Here is a 20,745-nt window from a genome sequence, read left to right on the forward strand (position 1 = left end):
CATTTATTTTTTAGATAAATACAGGCATCGGATCTTTCTTCAGCCCATTCTCCTGAATCCAGCTCCGTTCCTCATTGAACAGGTAGGCGCGGTGTACCAGCACAGATATTTCCTGGCCCGGAGTCAGCGTTTCTTTCTCCAGAGAGCGGTAGGTGACCAGCTTATGTCCATTGATCTCAACCTCCACCAGCCATTCACTGCCGCGGAAATGCAGATGCTTCACAACGCCCTGCTCCGTGGCCGAAGCTATTTTGAATTCATGCAGATGGCCCACCTCAATATATTCCGGACGGATCAGCGCCTTGGTCGGCTTACCGCCGCCTGCGCCTTCGAAGCCCTTCAGCTCGGAAGCACTCCCGATCAGCGTCGATTCCCCGATGAAGGTTGCCACGAACGGTGTCTTCGGCTCTTTATAGATATCCCAAGGCGTACCCTTCTGCTCCAGCCGCCCCTGGTTAATGATCATAATCTCATCCGCAACTTCAATCGCCTCATCCTGGTCGTGGGTGACGAAGATTGAGGTGATCCCGACACGTTCGATCAGCTCCCGCAGCCAGGAACGCAACTCCTGGCGGATCTTCGCATCAATCGCCGCGAACGGCTCATCCAGCAGCAGCAGCTGCGGCTCAGGGGCCAGCGCCCGGGCAAAAGCCACCCGCTGGCGCTGCCCCCCGGACAGCTGATGCGGATACCGGCTCTCGAAGCCCTTCAGTCCGGTCAGCTCCACCAGCTCGGTGACACGGTCACGGATGACTGACTTACTAGCTTTCTTGACTTTCAGGCCGAAGGCGATATTCTCGAACACCGTCATATGCTTGAACAGCGCATAGTTCTGGAAGACAAAGCCGATCTCACGCTCCTGCGGCGGAAGATGGTTCACCGCCCGGCCGTGGAAAATAATCTCGCCGCTGTCCGGCGTCTCAAGGCCCGCCAGCATCCGCAGGATCGAGGTTTTGCCGCCGCCGCTTGGGCCAAGCAGCCCAATCAGATGGCCTTTGGTAATGCCGAAATGGACATCCTTCACCGCATGAAAATCGCCAAAATGCTTATCGAGTCCCCGGACCTCTACATGCATAATTAGTGCCCTCCCTTTCTTCTCTTGCTCCATTCCATAAGCAGCAGCAGTCCTGCGGAGAATGCGGCCAGCACCAGTGCTATCCCGCCCGCAGCCGTAACATTGAAATTCTCGACATCCTGATAGACCAGTGTGGTGGCCGTCTGGGTCCGGTTCATAATATTGCCTGAGACGACGAGCACCGCACCGAACTCACCCAGTGAGCGGGCCACCGTCAGAATCACTCCATAGATGACCGCCCAGCGGATTGAAGGCCAGGTCACCTTCCAGAAGGTCGTCCAGCCATATGCGCCAAGTGTGGACGCGGCCTCTTCCTGCTGGGACCCGATCTCTTGCAGTACCGGCATCACCTCACGCACCATTAGCGGGAACGTGACGAACAGCGTAGCAATCACCATTCCCGGAAAAGCATACACAATCTTCACTCCAATTTGCTCAAACAACGCACCCAGCGCACTGTCCGGCCCGAGCAGCAGAACGATCATCAGCCCTCCGATAACCGGCGATACCGCATAAGGCAGATCCACGATGCTGTTCAGCAGGCTTTTGAGGCGCCGGCCCAGCCAGTTCGCCCGTACCAGATACAGGGCCGTCATGATCCCAAACAGCGTATTCAGCAGCGTCACAACCACTACAACATATCCGGTCATCAGCAGCGCATGCAGCGCCTCGGGCCGGGTCAGGGCGTTCCAGAAGCCGCTCCAGCCTTCGCTGAAGGCCCCCATTGTCATCCTGCCAAGCGGAGCTGCAATCAGGACGAAGAACACGAGGTAGGTCAGTGCAATCCACAATCTTCTCATGATCTTCTCCCCCGCATCTGCATGAGGCTGATCAGCCAGAGAATCAGGAAGGATAAGGTCAACAGAATGATCGACACCGCGGCAGCTCCCGCCGGATTATCACTTTCGACCTCACCGAAAATATAAACAGAAGACACCAGCGTTCGCCCCGGAATATTGCCTGCCACGAGAACTACCGCACCGAATTCAGCGAGCGCCCGCGAGAAGGCCAGCATCCCGCCGCCGATCATGCCAGGTGCCATAGACGGCAAGATCACCTGTAGGAAGACCCTGCTGGGCTTCGCTCCCATCGTATAGGCTGCCTCTTCTTCCGAAGCGTCCAGCTCCTCCAGCAGCGGCTGCACCGCCCGGATGACGAAGGGGAATGTGACGAAGACCATGGCAATCACAATGGCAGGCTGGTGAAAAACAATCGTGAAGCCCAGCGATTCCGCAAGGCCCCCAATCAGGCTTCCCGGGCCCAGCAGCAGCAGAATCATCAGTCCGCCAACCGCAGTTGGCAGGGCAAACGGGAGATCAACAAGGCTGTTCAGCAGCGCCCTGCCCCGGAACTTATAACGGATAAGGACCCAGGCGATCATCGTGCCCAGCAGCACATTCGTAAGAGCCGCAATGACCGCCAGTTTGAGTGTTAACAGGACCGACTTCCAGGCAATCGGATCGCTCACACTTTCAGTGAAGCTTCCGAGCCCGGATGAGAATGAATTGTAATAGACCCCAAGGATCGGAAGCACAATCAGAATGACGAAATACAGTACAACCGTTGATCTAAATCCCCAGGTCCAGCCCTTGTGCCTGATCAGCGAATTCAATGGTCAACCTCCCACCTCCGGATAACCGGTCGGTATACTCGACTTTAAGGTTTGATTATTCCTATTAATATACTTGGTTTAAAGTTATTCCTACTTTACCAAATACCGCTTGCTGCCGTCAATTACTTTGTTAGTTTTTGGGTTAAAGTATAAGTAGCACTTGTTATATCCAAACCAGAGAGGGGCTGTTCATGATGCTTCATACTATGGAGATCACCACCAGCAAACGGGATGAAATGCGGGATATTACCCGCGAGGTTCAGGCTTATGTGAAGAATAGCGGAGTTCTTAACGGACTGCTGATTGTCTATTGCCCGCACACCACCGCAGGGATTGCGATTAACGAGAACGCCGATCCTGATGTGAAGCGTGATGTGTTGATGTGTCTGGATGAGGTCTATCCCTGGGAGCATCCTAAATACCGCCATGCCGAGGGCAATACGGCTTCCCACCTGAAATCCATTACGGCCGGTCCTTCGCAGACCCTGATTGTTCATGAAGGGGCTGTGCTGCTGGGCCGCTGGCAGGGCATCTATTTTTGCGAGTTCGATGGTCCAAGGCAACGCCAGTGCCACCTCAAAATTATGGAAGGCTAGCACTGCCTGCCCTTGTAGAAGAGCAGCTGCGCATGGACCGCGAAGCTGCTCTCTATACAATTTATAGTTCCTGTAACACTTTCACCATGCAAAGTTATACCAATGCAACGCTCTAAAGTACGAGCTGTTAAAAAAAACAGCTTTTTATAAACTGCGGCTTAATACCTTGACATGTGTCAGGGCGGCTTCCTTCACATCTTCAAACAACACTTTATCCTGAATATAATACGAAATGAATCCGTGAGCCGATAAGAATAAGGTCAACGGCACGTTCTGCCAGTCCTCCGATACATATCCCTCTTCCTTCATATGACGGCGGACAATGCTTGCAAATAACTCGAAACATCGGCCCTGTTCTGCCCGACAATACGCCAGCAGCTCTTCGTCGCGGATCATGAACATGATCTCATACTGATACGGATGGTTCAGCCCGAACCGGATGAACTCCATAATCAGCTGCTCCACCCGGGTCATTCCCTCTTCAGGCGGAGAGGTCATTGCTTGATTCAGCAGCGAAGCCACATGATTGAAATCCTCAACTACAATGGCGTAGAAAAGTTCGGCCTTCTCTTTGAAATGGTAATACAGGGAGCCGTGGCTATAACCCAGGTGCTGACCAATGCTGCGCATCGAAATGGCACGGTACCCTTTGGTGATGAAAAGATGCCTCGCCGCCTCCAGAATTCTTTCTCTCGACAACTCCTGTTCCACTGCTCTTCTTGCCATAATCTATTCCCCTTCGCTGTAGTAAAGCCGCCGCCCTTCCGTAACGAGGGATTGCCCCTCCGTAAGATCGGTTATCCATGCGATAAATGCGTCACCTTCATCATTACGCGGAAGACACAGCAGTGTAACTTTATCCGTAAACAAAGTCTCTCCGGTCTGGATATTCCGGCCCCGCAGTGCATTCTCCACCTTGCCCAGCCAGGTGTACTCGATTTCCACGAATACCTCCCGTCTCAGCACACGTGTAATGACCTCTCCGGCTTCCAGCGCCAGTACAGCGCCATCGGTATAGGCCCGAATCAGCCCGCCTGCACCCAGCATAATGCCTCCGAAATAACGGGTAACTACAATAGCGACATTCTTCACCTGTTGGCTGCGGATTACTTCCAAAATCGGTTTCCCGGCCGTTCCACTCGGTTCCCCGTCATCCGACTGTCTCTGGATCTCATCCCTCTCCCCGATCATATAAGCAGAGCAGTTATGCGTAGCATTCCAGTGCTGCTTCTTGATCGAATCGATAAATTGCACAGCTTCTTCCTCGTTCTCCACCGGCATAACATGCCCGATGAAGCGTGATTTACGGATTACGACCTCCCGCGAGCCGGGGGTACGTACCGTCCTGTATTGTTCCAGCATTGTTGTCCATTCCTTACTTTGCATGTGATGACTTGATATATATTAGGAGCAGCCCTGGTAGTGGTTACCTATGGACTGCTCCCTGATGACTTACTTTACTATGAATGATCTGCGGTTAGAGTGGGACTATTCGGTAAGTCTTGCTTCCAGTTCTGCCTTTTCTTTCTCGTAGCCTGGTTTGCCCAGCAGTGCGAACATGTTCTTCTTATAGGCTTCAACACCCGGCTGGTCGAACGGATTCACACCCAGCAGGTATCCGCTGATCCCGCAAGCCTTCTCGAAGAAGTACACCAGATAGCCGAAAGTATACGGCGTTTGGTCAGGAATGGTAACGATCAGGTTCGGCACCTGTCCATCGGTATGCGCCAGCATAGTTCCCTGGAATGCCTTCTTATTAACGAAGTCCATCGTCTGGCCGGTCAGGAAGTTGAGGCCGTCCAGATCATCCGGATCATTCTCGATCGTTACATGATGCTGTACCTTCTCCACTTGAATAACCGTCTCGAAAATGTTGCGGTTACCCTCCTGAATGAATTGGCCCATGGAGTGCAGATCTGTCGAGAAGTCCACCGAGGACGGATAGATTCCCTTAAAGTCCTTGCCTTCGCTTTCGCCGTACAGCTGCTTCCACCATTCAGAGACAAAGTGCAGGGACGGCTCGTAGTTCACGAGGATTTCTGTCGTCTTGCCTTTGCGGTAGAGCGCGTTACGTACTGCAGCATATTGATAGCTCTGGTTCGTAGCCACATCGGGATTGTTGAACTCATCGGCTGCGGCTGCGGCCCCTTGCATCATTTCTTCAATGTTAATTCCCGCTACGGCGATAGGCAGAAGCCCTACCGGTGTCAGTACGGAATAACGTCCGCCTACATCATCAGGGATGATGAACGACTCATAGCCTTCTTCGTTAGCCAGCTTCTTGAGTGCGCCCTTCTCCTTGTCTGTTGTAGCGTAGATCCGTTTGCGTGCTTCTTCCTTACCGTATTTCTTCTCCAGTGCTGCACGGAAGATACGGAAAGCAATAGCAGGCTCGGTAGTTGTACCGGATTTGGAGATTACGTTCACGGAGAAGTCTTTACCTTCTACCAGGTCAAGCAGATGCGTGATGTAGGTAGAGCTGATGTTATTACCGGCAAAATAAACCTCCGGTGTCTTGCGCTTGTCCTTGGACAGGTTATTGTAGAAGGAATGCGAAAGCGCCTCGATAGCTGCGCGTGCCCCCAGATAAGAGCCGCCGATACCAATCACGATCAGCACTTCGGAATCACTCTGAATCTTCTTGGCGGCCTGCTGAATACGGGCGAACTCTTCCTTGTCATAAGCTGTAGGAAGATCAATCCAGCCCAGGTAATCGGAGCCTGCTCCGCTCTTGTTATGCAATTGTTCGTGGGCCAGCTTCACCGGAGCGGCGAAGTAGTCGATCTCGGTCTGGCTGAAGAAGGAAAGGGCTTTGGTGTAGTCAAAATTAATCTTCTTGGACATCGGTAATGGTAGCCTCCTGTTTATCTCTTTAGATTTGACACCGTGTGTTGCAACATTATAATCTAGAATACTTTAATTTGCCTTGACTGGCAAGGTCTTAAGGCATATCCCCGGCTTTCCGAACCCTGTTTATGAAAAAATAGCTGAAAGCGGTTACTAAGCAGATAAGCAGACCTGTTCTGTGGAACAGGCTGTAACCTTCTGATAGAATGAAGGCAAACTTAGTTTCTATAATATGATCTCAGGAAAGCAAAGGTGGAATTGAAATGAAGCACATCGGCTTTATCGGACTCGGAACAATGGGAGCACCTATGGCGTCGAACCTGCTGCGAAGCGGCTTTGAGGTTACGGTGTATAACCGTACAGCAGAGAAATGCAAACCATTGGAACAGGAAGGTGCGAAGACAGCCGCCACACCGCAGGCAGCAGCGGAAGGCAAGGATGTTATTATTACCATGATCAGCAACGATGATTCGATCCGTGAAGTCTTCCACGGTGACCATGGCATTCTCGCCACCCTTCAGCCGGGAACAACCGTAATCGATTCCAGCACCATCTCCCCCGGCCTTGCAAAGGAGATCGCTGCTGAAGTTGAAGCACGGGGCGGCAGCTTCCTTGATGCCCCTGTAACCGGCAGCAAGCCGGCAGCTATCGACGGCACACTGGTCTTCATGGTCGGCGGACATGCCGAAGTGATTGAGAAGCACCGGGATCTCTTCGACTCCATGGGCCGTCTGCTGCTGCATATGGGCGCTAACGGCAGCGGCGCTGTAGCCAAGCTGGCTCACAATGCCATGGTCGGCATTCACAATGTCGCGCTCGCCGAGGGCTTCTCCATTGCGGTGAAGTCCGGGGTACCCGCAGATAAGTTCCTGGAGCTGGTGAAGAACGGATCAGCAGGCAGCAAGCAGGCCGAGCTGAAGGGCCAGAAGATCATTGATAACGACTTCAGCAACCAGTTCTCCCTTGCCCTGATGCTCAAGGATCTCAAGCTGGCGTCCTCGCTCAGTGATTCCACTGGCGTCCCTTCCCCTATGCTCGGCGTAGCCAAGAGCATGTTCCAGGCAGGCTTCAACCACGGCTACGGCGACGAGGACCTGTCTGCTGTGGTCAAATCCTACGAAGACTGGATCGGCCGGAAGATCGGCGAAGGTAACTAATGTAACGGCGGCTTTTCCAGAATCTGTTTATGATGGTGTTTCACACACTATTGTAAACAGGGGAGGAAGTTTCAATGCTGACCTTTGAACTCGCCCGGCCTCAAGATGCGGCCATGTTGGCGGATGTACAAAAAAGAACCTGCCTATTGTGTTCGGTTTTTCACCTACATTTGGACCATGTGCCGACGCTCAGCCTATTGTGTTCGGTTTAATACGAAAATAAAAGTCGGGATGCGACTGATGCACCCGACTTATTTTCATTCCTGGGGGTGACAAGGCCTCTGTCTTGTCATGCCTGTTTTCCGCATACATTCTGTATATGTAACTTGTAATCAGGGCGCAGCCAGGCAGTATCGGCTGCGCCCTTTTACTATGCGAGCATGGCCTTCTTGTCAGGAGTGAGAACGCAAAAATACCGGTGATTTAATCACCGGTACGGGAAGTTTATTTTACAGTATATGTACAAAAAAACATACGTTTTCCTTGCGTTAACTATAAAATTAATATAGCACAGAAATGTCAACATAACAAGCATTTTTATGGAAAATGAAGAAAATAAATGATTCTCCCCCTGGCAGCCTGGCAGCAAGGATCCAGAAGGCGCCCGACGCGGCTGTCCCCCTCTCCTCCCCTGATGATATGATCTTCTGCACGAAGGAGGCGACTGATATGCAAATTAGACTGAGAGATATCCGTAAAAGCTTCAAGGTGTACAAACGGCCCGAAGGGAAATGGGGACTGCTGAGAGGAGCGTTTATGCGGAATGTTACCCAGGTGGACGCGCTCGGCGGCATCAGCTTTGATATTGAGGAGGGTGAACTGGTAGGTTACATTGGCCCGAACGGCGCCGGCAAATCCACCTCCGTCAAGGTAATGAGCGGCATCCTGACACCCGACAGCGGAGAATGCACTATCTTGGGCAAGATTCCATGGAAGCACCGCGTAGAGCATGTATCCCGGATCGGTGTTATGTTTGGCCAGCGCTCACAGTTATGGTGGGATGTCCCGGTGGCAGACTCTTTTGACGTGCTGAAGGATATTTATGCCATTCCTCCAGGCGACTACCGCTTAAGATTATCCGAGTTATCGGCAACACTTGGAGTGGAAGCGCTCTTAAGGACTCCGGTGAGACAGCTTTCGCTCGGGCAGCGGATGCGCTGTGAGCTGGTGGCAGCACTGCTGCACCGGCCGAAGCTTCTCTTTCTGGATGAGCCAACCATCGGACTTGATGCGGTATCCAAGCTCGCGCTGCGCAATTTTCTGAAGGAAGAGAACCGTAAGTACGGGATTACGATGCTGCTGACTACACACGATATGGACGATATTGAGGCATTATGCCAGCGGGTCATGGTGATCGGGCACGGCCAACTGCTCTATGACGGGCAGCTCTCAGGTCTGCAGCAGAAATATGCGCCGGAGGTCGTCATGAAAGTGAACACGGATGCGATGATTGCTGCTATGTACAATGACTTGGCTTTGGGTTAAGCCCATCCACCCATCAGGAGGTGCACAATGAACTTTAGAAATACATGGCGGGCCTGCAGCTCCCTCTTCCGAATCCGCATGGCAGAAGGGCTCCAGTACCGGGTGTCCGCCATATCTGGCACGATGGTCGGTGTGTTTTGGGCGCTTATAGAATGTGTGCTGTTCACCGTGTTCTATACATACAGCGAGAATGGCTCCTGGAACAATAACGGACTCAGCCTCCCTCAGGCCATATCCTATGTTTGGCTGGCTCAGGGGCTGTTTGTACTCCAGAGTATGAACATCGACAGCGAAATTATGGGCAAAATCAACAACGGCGACGTCGGTATCGAGCTGTGCCGGCCCATGAACCTGTACACCCACTGGTTTGTTAAAAGCTCGGCCGGCAAGCTCGGCACCAGTTGGATCAGGGGGCTGGCCACCGTACTCGCCGGGCTCCTGATGCCTGCCGGGTATGCCCTAGGGGGCCCTGCCTCATTGCCTGCACTATTCTATTTCCTTCTGTCGGCGGTTATGGCGTTTGTGCTGTGCTCGGCCTTCGCTATGCTTGTGACTGCGATCCGGCTGAATATCACTTGGGGGGACGGACCGACCTATATGCTTCTACTGCTAAGCGGCATATTGTCCGGCACCTACCTCCCCCTGCGGCTCTGGCCTGATTTCATGCAGACCTTCCTGTACCTGCAGCCGTTTGGCGGATTTGCCGACATCCCTCTACAGCTATATATAGGCAGCGTGGCTCCTGCCGCCGCATTGCCCGGCATCGGCTTACAGCTCCTCTGGAGCCTTATCTTTATCGCGGCGGGCCGGATGATCATGAAACGCAGATTACACAGCATTATCGTCCAGGGAGGGTGAGAGTAACGTATGCTTGCTGAAGGTAAAATTTATTGCAAATACTTGCGGATGCATCTGCTGTCCGGCATGGAATATAAGGGCTGGTGGCTGATGCTGATTCAGGTGCTTACTGTGGTGATCTCCGATCCCATAGCCACCGTCCTGCTGTTCTCCCGCTTTGGCAATATCGGCGAATGGACCGTCGCCCATATCATTCTGGTGTACTCGCTGGCGGTGGCTTCCTTCGGACTTGCCGAGAGCGTATGCCGCGGCTTTGATTATTTCCCGTGGCATCTGCTGCGCTCCGGCGATTTCGACCGGCTGCTGCTCCGCCCGCGGTCCCTGTTCGTGCAGGTCGCCGCTTCCAGATTCCATCTGCACCGGCTGGTCCGGCCGTTTACAGGGATCTGTGCTGCGGGCTGGGCGCTGGGACAGCTCGGAGTTCCCTTGACGCCCAGCAGACTCGGCATTCTGGCGATGGCGCTGGCCGGAGGCTGTCTGATGTACTGTGGAGTGTTCGTGCTAACCTCAGGTCTTGCTTTTTTCACGATCAAAGGGCTGGACTGGATTTTTCTGCTGACCAACGCCAGCTACCAGATTACCCGCTGCCCAGAGCCCTATTTACCGCGAATGCTAAAATCTGTGTTCAGCTTTGTGCTCCCAATGCTGTTCATCAGCTTCTATCCGGCGGCCACCGTCTGCGGCTGGGATTATCCCCGCTGGCTGGGCTTCCTCTCGCTTCCCTCTGGAGCTGCCTTCCTCGGAGTGTCTCTGCTGGTATGGCGCATAGGCGTGAGGCATTACAAAAGCACGGGGAGCTGAGCTCCGCTGAAGCTGACAATACAAAAAAAGCACCCCGGGACCATGAATCTTCCAGGGGTGCTTTTTTTCTACCACTTTCTTTTACACAATCGGGTAAGAACAGCAATAATCAGTTAATGCGAATACTTCCAGAGCAAACTTGGAGTTGCCGGGAACATGGAAGGTTTCCGCCCCGTCAATGTCCTTCCACACTTCAGTACCGGGAAGCAGCACCTTAAGCTTGCCGGAGAGAATCTCCATCGTCTCGGGGCCATCGGTGCCGAATTCGTATACGCCAGGCAGCATAATGCCGAGTGTCACCTTAGTGCCGTCTTCCAGTGTAACTGTACGGCTGGTCACTTTTCCGTCGTAATAAATATTGGCTGCTTTTTGAATTGTCGCGCCTGTAAACTGACTCATGTGCTTATTCTCCCCTTTGTCGTTAGATCCGTCTATTATAGCAGCGCTTTTACGCGGCTGACTACATTTTCTACAGTGAAGCCATATTCTCTAATTACGGTGTCGCCAGGGGCGGAAGCGCCAAAGGTAGTGATTCCCAGAATGTCACCCTGGTCGCCTGTATAACGTTCCCAGCCGAAGGTTTGCGCCATTTCGATAGCCAGACGGGCTTTCACTTCAGGCAGGATAACGGAATCGCGGTATGCTTTATCCTGCTTCTCGAACAGATCCCAGCTCGGCAAGCTGATGACACGAACATCAATGCCTTCTTCGGCAAGCGCAGCCTGAGCCTTAACCGCCAGCTGTACTTCAGAGCCTGTAGCAATGATCTGTGCCTGTGGAGTGCCGTTCTTGGAATCAGAGACCACATACCCGCCGCGTTTGATGTTATCGCGTACACCGTCTACGGTTCCAGCCAGGATCGGCAGGTTCTGACGGGTCAGGACCAGTGCTACCGGATTGGCGGTATTCTCCATAGCGTATGCCCAAGCTGCAGAGGTTTCATTGGCATCAGCCGGACGAATGACCGTCAGACCCGGAATGATACGCAGGGAAGCAAGCTGTTCAATAGGCTCATGGGTAGGACCGTCTTCACCGACAGCGATACTGTCATGGGTAAGCACATAGGTTACCGGCAGCTTCATGATGGAAGCCAGACGGACAGCCGGACGCAGGTAATCTGTGAAGACGAAGAACGTACCGCCGAACACCTTAAGACCAGTGTGCAGTGCAATCCCGTTCATGGCTGCAGCCATTCCGAATTCACGTACGCCGAAGTAGATATTACGGCCGTCATAGGATTCGGAGGTGAATTGGGACAGACCGTTCAAGTGCGTCATGGTCGAGCTCTCCAGATCGGCTGAACCCCCAACCAGCTGCGGGATACCGCCAGTCAAGCCGTTCAGTGCATTACCGGAAGCCACACGGGTAGATACAGCTTTGTCTTCTGCTTTATAGAATGGTAGATTAGCATCCCAGCCTGCAGGAAGCTCACCCTTCAGTGCAGTTTCGAGCTGTGCAGCAAGCTCTGGGTATGCTTTTTTGTAGGCTGCAAATTTCTCATCCCATGCTTTGTTAGCGGCGATTCCTTTGGCCTTCACTTCAGCGAAGCTGGCACGGACTTCATCCGGTACATAGAAATCTTCTTCATATACCCATTTGTAGTATTCCTTCGTCAGCTTCGTTTCATCGGCACCCAGCGGGGAGCCGTGGGTACCGCCGTGGCCGCCTTTACCTTGCTTGTTCGGGCTGCCGTAGCCGATGACTGTCTTCACTTCGATCAGCGTCGGTTTGCTGCTGTCTGCTTGAGCCTCTTCAAGAGCCTTAGCCAGTGCAGGAAGATCGTTACCGTCTTCTACGCGCAGAACCTGCCAGCCGTAAGCTTCAAAACGCTTAGCAACATTCTCGGAGAATGCAAGGTTGAGCTTGCCGTCTAGGGAGATATCATTCGAATCGTACATTACAATCAGCTTGCCCAGCTTCAGGTGTCCGGCAAGTGAAGCAGACTCGGAAGAGATCCCTTCCATCAAATCACCGTCGCCGCAGATGGCGTACGTATAATGGTCAATCACGTTATGTTCATCTTTATTGTAAGTCGCACCCAGCTGCGCTTCAGCCATTGCCATACCTACAGCCATACCGATACCTTGTCCAAGCGGACCGGTTGTCGCATCTACACCGGCAGTGTGGCCGACTTCCGGATGTCCCGGAGTTAAGCTGCCCCATTGGCGGAACTGCTTCAATTCTTCCATAGGCAGATCATAGCCGCTGAGGTGCAGCAGGCTGTAGAGGAGCATGGAGCCATGTCCGGCAGACAACACGAAGCGGTCACGGTTGACCCAAGTCGGGTGGTCCGGGTTATGATTCATCGTCTTGGCGAACAATTGGTATCCCATAGGTGCGGAGCCCATCGGCATACCCGGATGTCCGGAGTTTGCCTTTTCAATGGCATCAATGGCAAGTGTACGGATTGTAGTGATGGCCAGGTTGTCCACCGTTGAGTTTTCTTCTTTATGAATGGCTTGATCTTTTGCTTGTTCAGTCATTACAATAATCCTCCTCGAATCAAGAATGTCATTTTGACTATTATTGTATCACGGAAGTGGAAGCATTTCCAATTGTTTTTGCTGCAGCTTATATTTAGCGGCTTCTGCCGGGTCTATGCACGCCTGTGCCAGATCCACGGTGCTTCAGGAGGTTCTTTTTGGAGATACGGATGGGAATTCAGAAACTTAGCCTTAAGTCTAGTTTCTAATTAAGACTAAAGTTTGTTTTACAAAGCGGATTTATACAGTAAGATGGAAGTACCTCAGCGGTATTTTAGCCGGATTATCCATAATTTCCAGCAGAAAGGAATTCAGAAGATGACTGCAAACAGAAATATTTATATTGTGCTCACCGGAACAGGCACGGCCTTCAGCGGAATTATTAAATGGTTCACCAAAGCGGAGCTGAATCATGCCTCGATTGCTTTTGACAGTGAGCTGCGTGAGGTCTACAGCTTCGGCCGAAAAAAAGTGTACAACCCGTTTATTGCCGGACTTATCCATGAGAACTTCATCCATCCGTTCTACAACAGTGCAGACTGTGCCATCTACCAGCTCAGAGTCAGTGAGGACGAATATGATACCATGTACAATCATGTCCAGGGCATGATGCAGAATCAGGAGCGTTATAAATATCATCTGCTCGGTCTGGTCGGCGTGCTGCTGAACATCCGGATTGACCGGGAGAATGCTTTTTTCTGCTCCCAGTTCGTAGCCTCTGTATTGGAGGAAACTACTGTTCATCCGGTAGCCAAGCCCTCCTGCTTCGTCACTCCGGAGGATTTCGCTTCATCCCTGTGCGCCCACAAAATATTCAGCGGCAAACTCTCCTACTATATGCACCGGAGTCATTCTGCGGACCTCAGAGGTTCCAGTCTACATAACCCCCAAACTACTAATCCGGCAGATTTTGCGGCCCCAAGGCTGCGGCTGCATGAAGAACGGACCGAGGGAATCGTCTGAACGATCACCCTCCGCCCGCTTGATGCCAAGTAAAACAAAATCACAGTAGTACAAAAGGCATAAGGATTGCGTCCCGCGTTATTTTACACGATGGCTCTGATAATATTCTGTCCAATCTCCGAGAATCGTTACCGCCACTGTATCCACCTTGGTCTGATACTCATTAGTTGCGGTAAAGGTAAAAGTAACCGGACCATCCGGCAGCTGTTCGAACGATGGGTCGGCCAGCTCACCCGTCCATAGGGTCTTATCACTCCCGGTCGGACTCAGCGCCGCCGTGTATCCTCCAGTCATTGTGACTTGCACGGTATCCGGTAGTCCGATAGCTGTCCCCTGCAGCACAAATTTCTCGCCAGCCCAATAGACACTATACCCCCGCGGGCTTTCAGGCGAGCCGCTCTGCTTCAGATTGTACGCCTGACGGTTGCCATTCCACTCCTCTGTATGACGGACAGCCCCCTTGATGCTAAGCAGGTTAACCATAAAGTACTTTCTTACGGACACAACACTCCAATCAAATCCATCGAAGACCTCAACTTCTACAGCATATTTTTCGTACTCTGCTAAGACTCCATCTGGTACCTTCCATTGTTTTGAACTGGATACCTGGTCACCGGACTGCACCTTAATCGCACCTGTGGCCAGATTAATTATCCGCACCCGGAAGCGCTGCTGCTGATCCCCGTCCTCATCCTGGTAATCCCACTTGATGATCGGAGTCAGTGTGCTGGCAATCGTTGGCTTGTTGGGGCTATCACTTGCCGGATAGGTAATTGAGACCTTGGGTAACCGGTTCAACACGGTAATGCTATGGGACAGCTCTCTGAACAGTCCCAGGGAGTCCGTAACGAGTTGCCGATACGTAAAAACACCGTTGGTAGTAAACTGCTTGGTGAAATCATTTTTGGTGCTCACCAGCCCTTCTGCACCGGCTGCCGGTTTCAAGAAATACTGATAACCGATGCTGTCCCCTTTCGGGATATCCTCATCTGTTGCCGTGCTCTTGATATTCAGCACATCCGTCCGGTAGATCGGTACCTTCGTGGCATCCTTTCCGGTATCTGTGGTTAAGGTGAAGCCTGGCTTCGGCGGATTGTCGATAATGAACATCTTTTCGTTGGAGATCTCCGACCAGGAGCCCTTGGAATACGCCCGCCCCAATACCGTGAAGTACTCGAAGCGATTGAATGTTGGGTTTGGAACTTGATACTGACGGATCGATCCGCTGCCATCTGTATTCTCTACCGTTTTCTCCAATAGCCCTTCTTTGGTGAAAAATTCAAGCCTGTACTTTTCCTGAGGATCATTCTCCGGATCAGAGTAGGTCCACTGAATCAACGGGTCCCCCTGCTTCTCTGCATCCAGGACCGTTGGGCTCGCGGTTGTACCCGGAGGAGAAGTGATTGTCATGGACGGGGCTTCGTTTTTGATTACATTCACTTTGAGTGACTCAATATTTGACTTCGCCCCAATCTGGTCCACTGCCCAATGTTCCAGGGTGTATATCCCCGGTTCCGGGAAGCTGATTTCGATGCTCGGCGTCTTATATAATTTGGTGGTGCTGTCGCTGTCGGTCACCTTCCAAAAGTATTGAAGACTGGCCATGTCCGATGGATCTTCATCAAAATCAGACGAGGTGTATTGCTTCGTATCAAACTGATACACCGCCCCTGGCCCATTAATGGCGGCCGTAGGCACATGGTTTAGGACCTTGAACATACGTGTAGCATTCGAGGAAAGCGATCCGTCAGAGGCTGTCAGGCGCATTTCCCAGCCATCTGAAATGGCTTGTTGTTGTGAAATGCCACTACGCGCGATCAGGTCCCGGATGGTCATCACCTGGTTTCGGTTGCCCCCGGCGTAATAATATGGGCTGTTATTGATGCGGGCATTCCAGGCATAATTTAGCCCATCCCCATCCTCGTCCGGGTCCGGTGTCATATTGTCCATGGTAATGACCGTATCCCGGTACACTTCCACCGGCATATTGAAGGCTGCTGCTGGGGGATGGTTTATGACTTGTACGGTTTGGCTGTAGGGCTGCGACCATAGCCCGCGGTTATCATGGACCTGAAGCGTCAACTGATACGTCCCCACGCCGTAGGCAGCGATATTCGGCGGCACCGTTGGATTGCCCCAATGGCTCCATACCTGCTGCCAGCCATCCTTAATCACTGTCCAGCTGTATACATCCAGTGGATCATTGTCCGGGTCGAAGGACTTGTCCGTGATTGTGGTAGCCTTACGGTACGATACGATGTTGGGCTCGACGGTGAACAGCGCTACCGGCGGCAGGTTGCCGGCCGCCCCTACCGTTTGCTGCGACCAGTCACTCCAGACGCCAATCCCATTCTCGCCATCGATGTCCCGCACTCTTAGCCGGATATCATACTGGTCATTAGTCGGTAGCTGTGCCGGCGGATATCCATCCGTCCAGACCTGCCCTTCTGTCTTCTTGTATTGCCATTGCCAATCCATGATCCCTTTATTGGAGGCAGTGACATGATCCAAATCGTAGGAGCTGTCCGTGATCTGCAGCCATCCGCCTGACAGCCGGGCACTGAATAGCGCAATTGGCTTGCGGTGCACATGGAACGTCATCGAAGACAGGTTATTCCGGCTCCATTTCCGGTACACATCGAACCGGTCATCATCCTTGGGATTGTCGCGGCCCTGGAACGTGGCCACGTAGGAACCGCTATACGGGAAGGTCGTGTAGGGTGAACTTCGCCATAACCCAGAATCCCAAATGATCCCCATCGAATTATCAAAAAAGTACGGGTCATGATCGAATCGGTACCGTTCTTCCCGCTTAGGGTCCCACTCCGAGTCAAAGAATTTCGTCCTTGTTTCCACTGGTGTATTGACCAGGACAAACGACTTGTTCCTCATCTGCTGTTTGACATTAATCGTAAGCGCCGCCTTCGCCGTCATTCCCGAAGGGTCGGATGCCGTGATGTTCACGGTGTAGGTTCCCGGCGGGATCGAGTCTTGCAGCACGTCCAGTGGGATATTGAATAGTTTGGACAGCTTGGCTTGAGACACCACCGTCTTCTTGTAGAAGACACCAGGGATCTCGGCGGTGACGGTAACGTCCTCGTTATCTGGATCGCTGACATACCCCTCGATATTGATTCCGCTTAAGCCTGCGGCATTAACCAGGGTAATTCCATTTGCTGTTCCTACGGACAGGCTAGGGGCATAATTGGGTATCAGTTCTGCAACTCTAGTCATGTATGGCGACCACCAATAGGTTTTCGTCCAAGCCAACACTCGAATGCGGAACATTTCTGGATCTTTATCTAGTCCTGGCGTATAATCACTTGGCTGATAATAGTTATATCCTTGTGCATACTCATTCGGATAGGTGTTCGCCATCAAGTTCCGTATATTGGTCATATCTACATCAATAACAGCAGGCATATAATATCCTTGAGATGCTACTGCATTGGTGTGTAACTTTCCCCAATCTGCTGACCAGTTATAATACTGACCATAAAAGTCAGGTGTTCTAGGATCATTACAGCTCCAGTTATTATCATCACCATAAGCATTTCTGTTTAATTCATACTGGTACGCCTCTTTGGTATAAATGGAACTACACATTTCGATTTCCATGGGCTCCGTATATCCGCCCCAATCAGGCCTCCCCGTTGTATAGGTGACATGCAAGTTAGAGCCTGGAACAATATCATAGGTCATTCTTTTGGTCGTTTTATTAAATTTAAGATTGGTTACCTTCAGAGCAGGGAAATCAATGACAACCTTATCATCCTGATTGGCATGTCCCCCTCGCCCAGCTTCAAAGACAATATCCCGGTAATAAATGAAATTGTCCTCTGCAGCCTGCACTGTACTGGCCACTCCCGTCACTTCAACAACTGGTTGCGGCAGTGCGGGAATCAGCAGCAAGTAGGCCATAAGCAAAATGATACTTCTCTTGAATCTCTTCAATGTCTACCTTCCTCCCCTACAAGTCCCAATCGACTTCTGGCGCGCGGTTATCTATTTCTACCGTCCGCTCCACCAATGCTTGCTTGATCGGATCAGTATACGAATCTGCAGAACGCCGGTCCGCCTCCGTCACGTAATCCTCGATGGTCGGTTGACCAAACTCTTCAAAGACCGTCAACCGGATCTCGTATCTCCCCACCTGAGTCAATTCCAGCTTAGGATTAATCTCATTTCCATTATTGAAGATCTCCCAATTCTCATCGGTAAACCGACCGTCATTATTGGAGTCGTACCGATACTCCCAGATCCGCCGGTTCAGGGTATCCTTGTCTGTGGAAAAGGATCTGTCCGTAATTTGGATGATCGCTCTATTCCCCTTCTCCGGGTCCCGATACATTTTTTGGGCAACGTCAAAATAAACACTTGGGACTTCGTCCGGTGCAATATCGAACGTGATTTCCCCATCTGCACCATAGCCGGCTGTATTCTCAACATGAATATTTGCTTTGTATTTCCCTGGCTTCCGGAAGAGAACGTCCTTGCTCTCCAGCTCGGCCAGACTGCCGCTGTATTTGATATCTGCATTAGTCCCGCCGCTGACTGCGCTGATCGTGACCTGAGTTTTAGACTTAATGATCGGGAATCGTGTCGGGCTTGTGCTGCTGTTGGTGAGCGTGGTTTTCCGGTTCTGCTTCAGCGATCCGGTGATCTCCAATGTTGCGGATGGAATCGGTTCAATGACCGTTACCTCGGTACTGGTGCTCCCGATCAGCCCGTCATTATCGACCACAGTAAGACTGATGGGGAATGTCTGACCGACCTTATCCCGTGTGTACCAGACATAACCTCTGGCCGTATTTTCAATCCCGCCTTCTGCTCCAGGAGTTCCCCAGGCATAATCGGTGATATACCCGTCCGGGTCGGAGGAATTCCCTCCATATACCATCATGTCTGAACCTGCTTTGACGTACTTGGGTGCGCTAATTCGGGCAATGGGTGGCTTGCCCTCCGGCTTGGTCGGCTTGCTCGGTACGGATGGATAGCTGACCGGATTGTCCTTCTTGTACACCCCTGCTGAAACTTCCATTTTCTGCTCCAGGGACGTTATCGTCCCGGTCTTCGTAATGACCGGGTTCTTGAACCGGATGATCACCGTCAGGGCGTAATCCTGTTTGAAGCTGTCACTGGTCACCCGGCTGGCCGGGATCTGGAAGTCAAAGCTTTTCGATGTGGTGAGTGTTTTTCCGTAATCTTTCTTCATGTCAGCCTTCGCTGAACCGTCTTTTTCCTTGGCATAGAATGCCCATTCTTCGATGTTAGAGGAATTTGTGTAACCCAGCAGCTCGCCTTTAACGTCGATCTTCACATCGACCTTGCTGCCTTCCAGCTTGATTGGGTTTGGACTCGGCTTCTCCAGCGTGGCCGTTCCGTTTAGCGTAGCTTGGTCGGGTGGGGAATAATCAAAGGTGACCGAACCGGCGTAGCTGTAGGATGTGACTTTGGCTTCGGCGTTGAAGTAGTAAGGCAACTCAACGTAATAGAGTCGACCTTCTACCCATTGGCCTTTATCAAAACTGTCGGAAACTTTCTCTGGTGCAAAGTTTTTAGAAGGTACTGTATAAGTAATCACAAACTTGCCGTTCTTAACACTGGTAGTTCCATTATCTTTGATAAGATTCTGTGGATTAAGATTTATACTAGATTGAATAACACTGCTATATGGAACCGGAGTTTGATCCTTCTTATACCAGGTTGCTGCACTAGGATTCACGGGGTCAGACTTCGTTGAAACCGTTGTCTTAGGTGGTACTGCAGATGGCGTTCCGTAATCGTCTGCGTTTTTGTTGTAGCTTACATTGTTGCCCTTGTCCTCTTTGTAATCGTTGATTTGCCAGCGCCGCCCATCGGCATAGCGCCAGATGGAGTTTCCGGGTGTGCTCACAAAAGGATCTTCAAATCCACTTTTTGTCCCCTTCACAGGAAAGGTCTCATCCTTCACGTTACCCTTCAGCGTAACCTTGATCTTCCCGTTCTCCACAGTGAGAGCTCCTACAACACTATTGTTACCATTGTATTTGAGTGTACCGGCCTTAATCGCAGAAGCAGCGACCCCACTCGGCAGATCGAGATAGAACGTTTTAGCGCTATTATTCGAACCGGTTAACCCAGTTGTCACCGGTATGCTGACGCTGCCTTGCTTAGCCCCTTCTGCTTGTGCGGAATAGGTGAGAGTTGGCATAAGTAGACCAAAAGCCAACAGGATAGCCACTGCAGCAATCCAAAGTTGTTTAGTTTTCATCTACTTGTCCCCTTACGCTTCCGGCTCTACGATGTATTTTGAAACAAATTGACCATTGTAATCTACACTCAATTTAAAATAGTTAATATCGCCACTGTATAAATATCCCTGGTACGTACTCAACTTTTCCCCTGGTTTCAATACCCATGTCCATAATGCACTTTTGCTATTTTCTGTATAAACCAATTTACTTGGCATAATATTGAATGCCTCACCTTTAGATAGATCACCAAAATTGAGACGCCATTTATATTTCAAATCTTTAAAGTTCCTTTGAATAATTGTTGTACCCTTGTTCTCAACAGTGATCTTTGTCCAAATAAAATACTGATCACCATCCAGGTCATAACCATATTGTTTAGCCAACGCCTGAGCATCCTTCGACTTCGCATCAAAGATCATAATCTTCTCCAGCGTATAACTAAGCCCCCCAGCCGTAACTGTCACCGGCAGCTCCACGTCCTTAACCAATCCGAACTTAGAGAGGTTGTCTCTCATAATAGGTGCTGCCGTCGGTTTTGCAGCTGTCGCATGTGCAGATCCTGCTTGGCCTGAAATCGAACCTGCTAACAGTACAGTTGCTAACATTGTTTTCATCATTATCTTTTTCATCTG

17 protein-coding genes are annotated in these 20,745 nt (G+C 51.4%); 6 read left to right on the forward strand and 11 right to left on the reverse strand.

What is annotated here, in order from left to right; genetic code table 11:
- Nucleotides 1-10: 10 nt before the first annotated feature.
- Genes MKY64_RS20895 through cysT form a run of 3 tightly spaced genes read right to left on the reverse strand, consistent with a single transcriptional unit; the run spans nucleotide 11 to nucleotide 2,687 of the window.
- A complete protein-coding gene (locus MKY64_RS20895) occupies nucleotides 11-1,075 on the reverse strand; it encodes a sulfate/molybdate ABC transporter ATP-binding protein (RefSeq protein ID WP_036727567.1) in 1,065 nt (354 codons plus the stop codon).
- A gap of 2 nt (nucleotides 1,076-1,077) precedes the next feature.
- Nucleotides 1,078-1,875: a sulfate ABC transporter permease subunit gene (locus MKY64_RS20900; protein WP_036727565.1), complete on the reverse strand. Its 798-nt coding sequence runs from the start codon at nucleotides 1,873-1,875 to the stop codon at nucleotides 1,078-1,080.
- Entirely contained in the window at nucleotides 1,872-2,687 is an 816-nt protein-coding gene (cysT, locus tag MKY64_RS20905) for a sulfate ABC transporter permease subunit CysT (RefSeq protein WP_036727564.1), read from the reverse strand. The genes MKY64_RS20900 and cysT overlap by 4 nt, the downstream gene beginning before the upstream one ends.
- A gap of 194 nt (nucleotides 2,688-2,881) precedes the next feature.
- On the opposite strand from cysT, the gene MKY64_RS20910 reads away from it, so the two are divergent.
- Complete coding sequence (locus MKY64_RS20910; protein WP_339257323.1) at nucleotides 2,882-3,283, forward strand: secondary thiamine-phosphate synthase enzyme YjbQ; 402 nt, start codon at nucleotides 2,882-2,884, stop codon at nucleotides 3,281-3,283.
- 144 nt (nucleotides 3,284-3,427) lie between these two features.
- Here MKY64_RS20910 and MKY64_RS20915 read toward each other — a convergent pair whose 3' ends face one another.
- The 3 genes from MKY64_RS20915 to MKY64_RS20925 all read right to left on the reverse strand — a co-directional run bounded on the left by MKY64_RS20915 (nucleotide 3,428) and on the right by MKY64_RS20925 (nucleotide 6,127).
- A complete protein-coding gene (locus tag MKY64_RS20915) occupies nucleotides 3,428-4,009 on the reverse strand; it encodes a TetR/AcrR family transcriptional regulator (RefSeq protein ID WP_339254268.1) in 582 nt (193 codons plus the stop codon).
- Nucleotides 4,010-4,012: 3 nt separating this feature from the next.
- Complete coding sequence (locus MKY64_RS20920) at nucleotides 4,013-4,645, reverse strand: YigZ family protein (RefSeq protein WP_209876642.1); 633 nt, start codon at nucleotides 4,643-4,645, stop codon at nucleotides 4,013-4,015.
- A gap of 126 nt (nucleotides 4,646-4,771) precedes the next feature.
- Complete coding sequence (locus tag MKY64_RS20925; RefSeq protein ID WP_036700477.1) at nucleotides 4,772-6,127, reverse strand: glucose-6-phosphate isomerase; 1,356 nt, start codon at nucleotides 6,125-6,127, stop codon at nucleotides 4,772-4,774.
- Nucleotides 6,128-6,387: 260 nt separating this feature from the next.
- On the opposite strand from MKY64_RS20925, the gene MKY64_RS20930 reads away from it, so the two are divergent.
- From MKY64_RS20930 to MKY64_RS20945, 4 genes are all read left to right on the forward strand, one after another.
- A complete protein-coding gene (locus MKY64_RS20930; protein WP_327196471.1) occupies nucleotides 6,388-7,287 on the forward strand; it encodes an NAD(P)-dependent oxidoreductase in 900 nt (299 codons plus the stop codon).
- A gap of 669 nt (nucleotides 7,288-7,956) precedes the next feature.
- The gene (locus MKY64_RS20935) at nucleotides 7,957-8,772 is read left to right on the forward strand and encodes an ABC transporter ATP-binding protein (RefSeq protein WP_339254265.1); all 816 of its coding nucleotides are present in this window, start codon (nucleotides 7,957-7,959) and stop codon (nucleotides 8,770-8,772) included.
- 27 nt (nucleotides 8,773-8,799) lie between these two features.
- Nucleotides 8,800-9,630: an ABC transporter permease gene (locus MKY64_RS20940; protein ID WP_339254263.1), complete on the forward strand. Its 831-nt coding sequence runs from the start codon at nucleotides 8,800-8,802 to the stop codon at nucleotides 9,628-9,630.
- Nucleotides 9,631-9,639: 9 nt separating this feature from the next.
- Nucleotides 9,640-10,431, forward strand: coding sequence for an ABC transporter permease (locus tag MKY64_RS20945; RefSeq protein ID WP_339313076.1), 792 nt, complete (start codon nucleotides 9,640-9,642; stop codon nucleotides 10,429-10,431).
- An 81-nt stretch (nucleotides 10,432-10,512) separates the two neighbouring features.
- Here the strand turns inward: MKY64_RS20945 and ppnP are convergent, their stop codons facing one another.
- Both ppnP and tkt read right to left on the reverse strand, forming a co-directional pair.
- Nucleotides 10,513-10,830, reverse strand: a complete 318-nt coding sequence (ppnP, locus tag MKY64_RS20950; protein ID WP_339254261.1) for a pyrimidine/purine nucleoside phosphorylase — start codon at nucleotides 10,828-10,830, stop codon at nucleotides 10,513-10,515.
- Nucleotides 10,831-10,865: 35 nt separating this feature from the next.
- Nucleotides 10,866-12,914, reverse strand: coding sequence for a transketolase (tkt, locus tag MKY64_RS20955; RefSeq protein WP_339254259.1), 2,049 nt, complete (start codon nucleotides 12,912-12,914; stop codon nucleotides 10,866-10,868).
- A 318-nt stretch (nucleotides 12,915-13,232) separates the two neighbouring features.
- Here tkt and MKY64_RS20960 point away from each other — a divergent pair, with 318 nt between their 5' ends.
- A complete protein-coding gene (locus MKY64_RS20960) occupies nucleotides 13,233-13,877 on the forward strand; it encodes a hypothetical protein (RefSeq protein WP_340955462.1) in 645 nt (214 codons plus the stop codon).
- Nucleotides 13,878-13,955: 78 nt separating this feature from the next.
- Here the strand turns inward: MKY64_RS20960 and MKY64_RS20965 are convergent, their stop codons facing one another.
- The 3 genes from MKY64_RS20965 to MKY64_RS20975 all read right to left on the reverse strand — a co-directional run bounded on the left by MKY64_RS20965 (nucleotide 13,956) and on the right by MKY64_RS20975 (nucleotide 20,742).
- Nucleotides 13,956-17,831: a hypothetical protein gene (locus tag MKY64_RS20965; RefSeq protein WP_340955464.1), complete on the reverse strand. Its 3,876-nt coding sequence runs from the start codon at nucleotides 17,829-17,831 to the stop codon at nucleotides 13,956-13,958.
- A 16-nt stretch (nucleotides 17,832-17,847) separates the two neighbouring features.
- Nucleotides 17,848-19,869, reverse strand: a complete 2,022-nt coding sequence (locus MKY64_RS20970) for a hypothetical protein (RefSeq protein WP_340955466.1) — start codon at nucleotides 19,867-19,869, stop codon at nucleotides 17,848-17,850.
- 273 nt (nucleotides 19,870-20,142) lie between these two features.
- The gene (locus MKY64_RS20975; protein ID WP_340955468.1) at nucleotides 20,143-20,742 is read right to left on the reverse strand and encodes a hypothetical protein; all 600 of its coding nucleotides are present in this window, start codon (nucleotides 20,740-20,742) and stop codon (nucleotides 20,143-20,145) included.
- Nucleotides 20,743-20,745: the final 3 nt, after the last annotated feature.

The organism is Paenibacillus sp. FSL R7-0210 (assembly GCF_038009085.1).
Taxonomy (GTDB): Bacteria; Bacillota; Bacilli; order Paenibacillales; family Paenibacillaceae; genus Paenibacillus_AQ; species Paenibacillus_AQ silagei.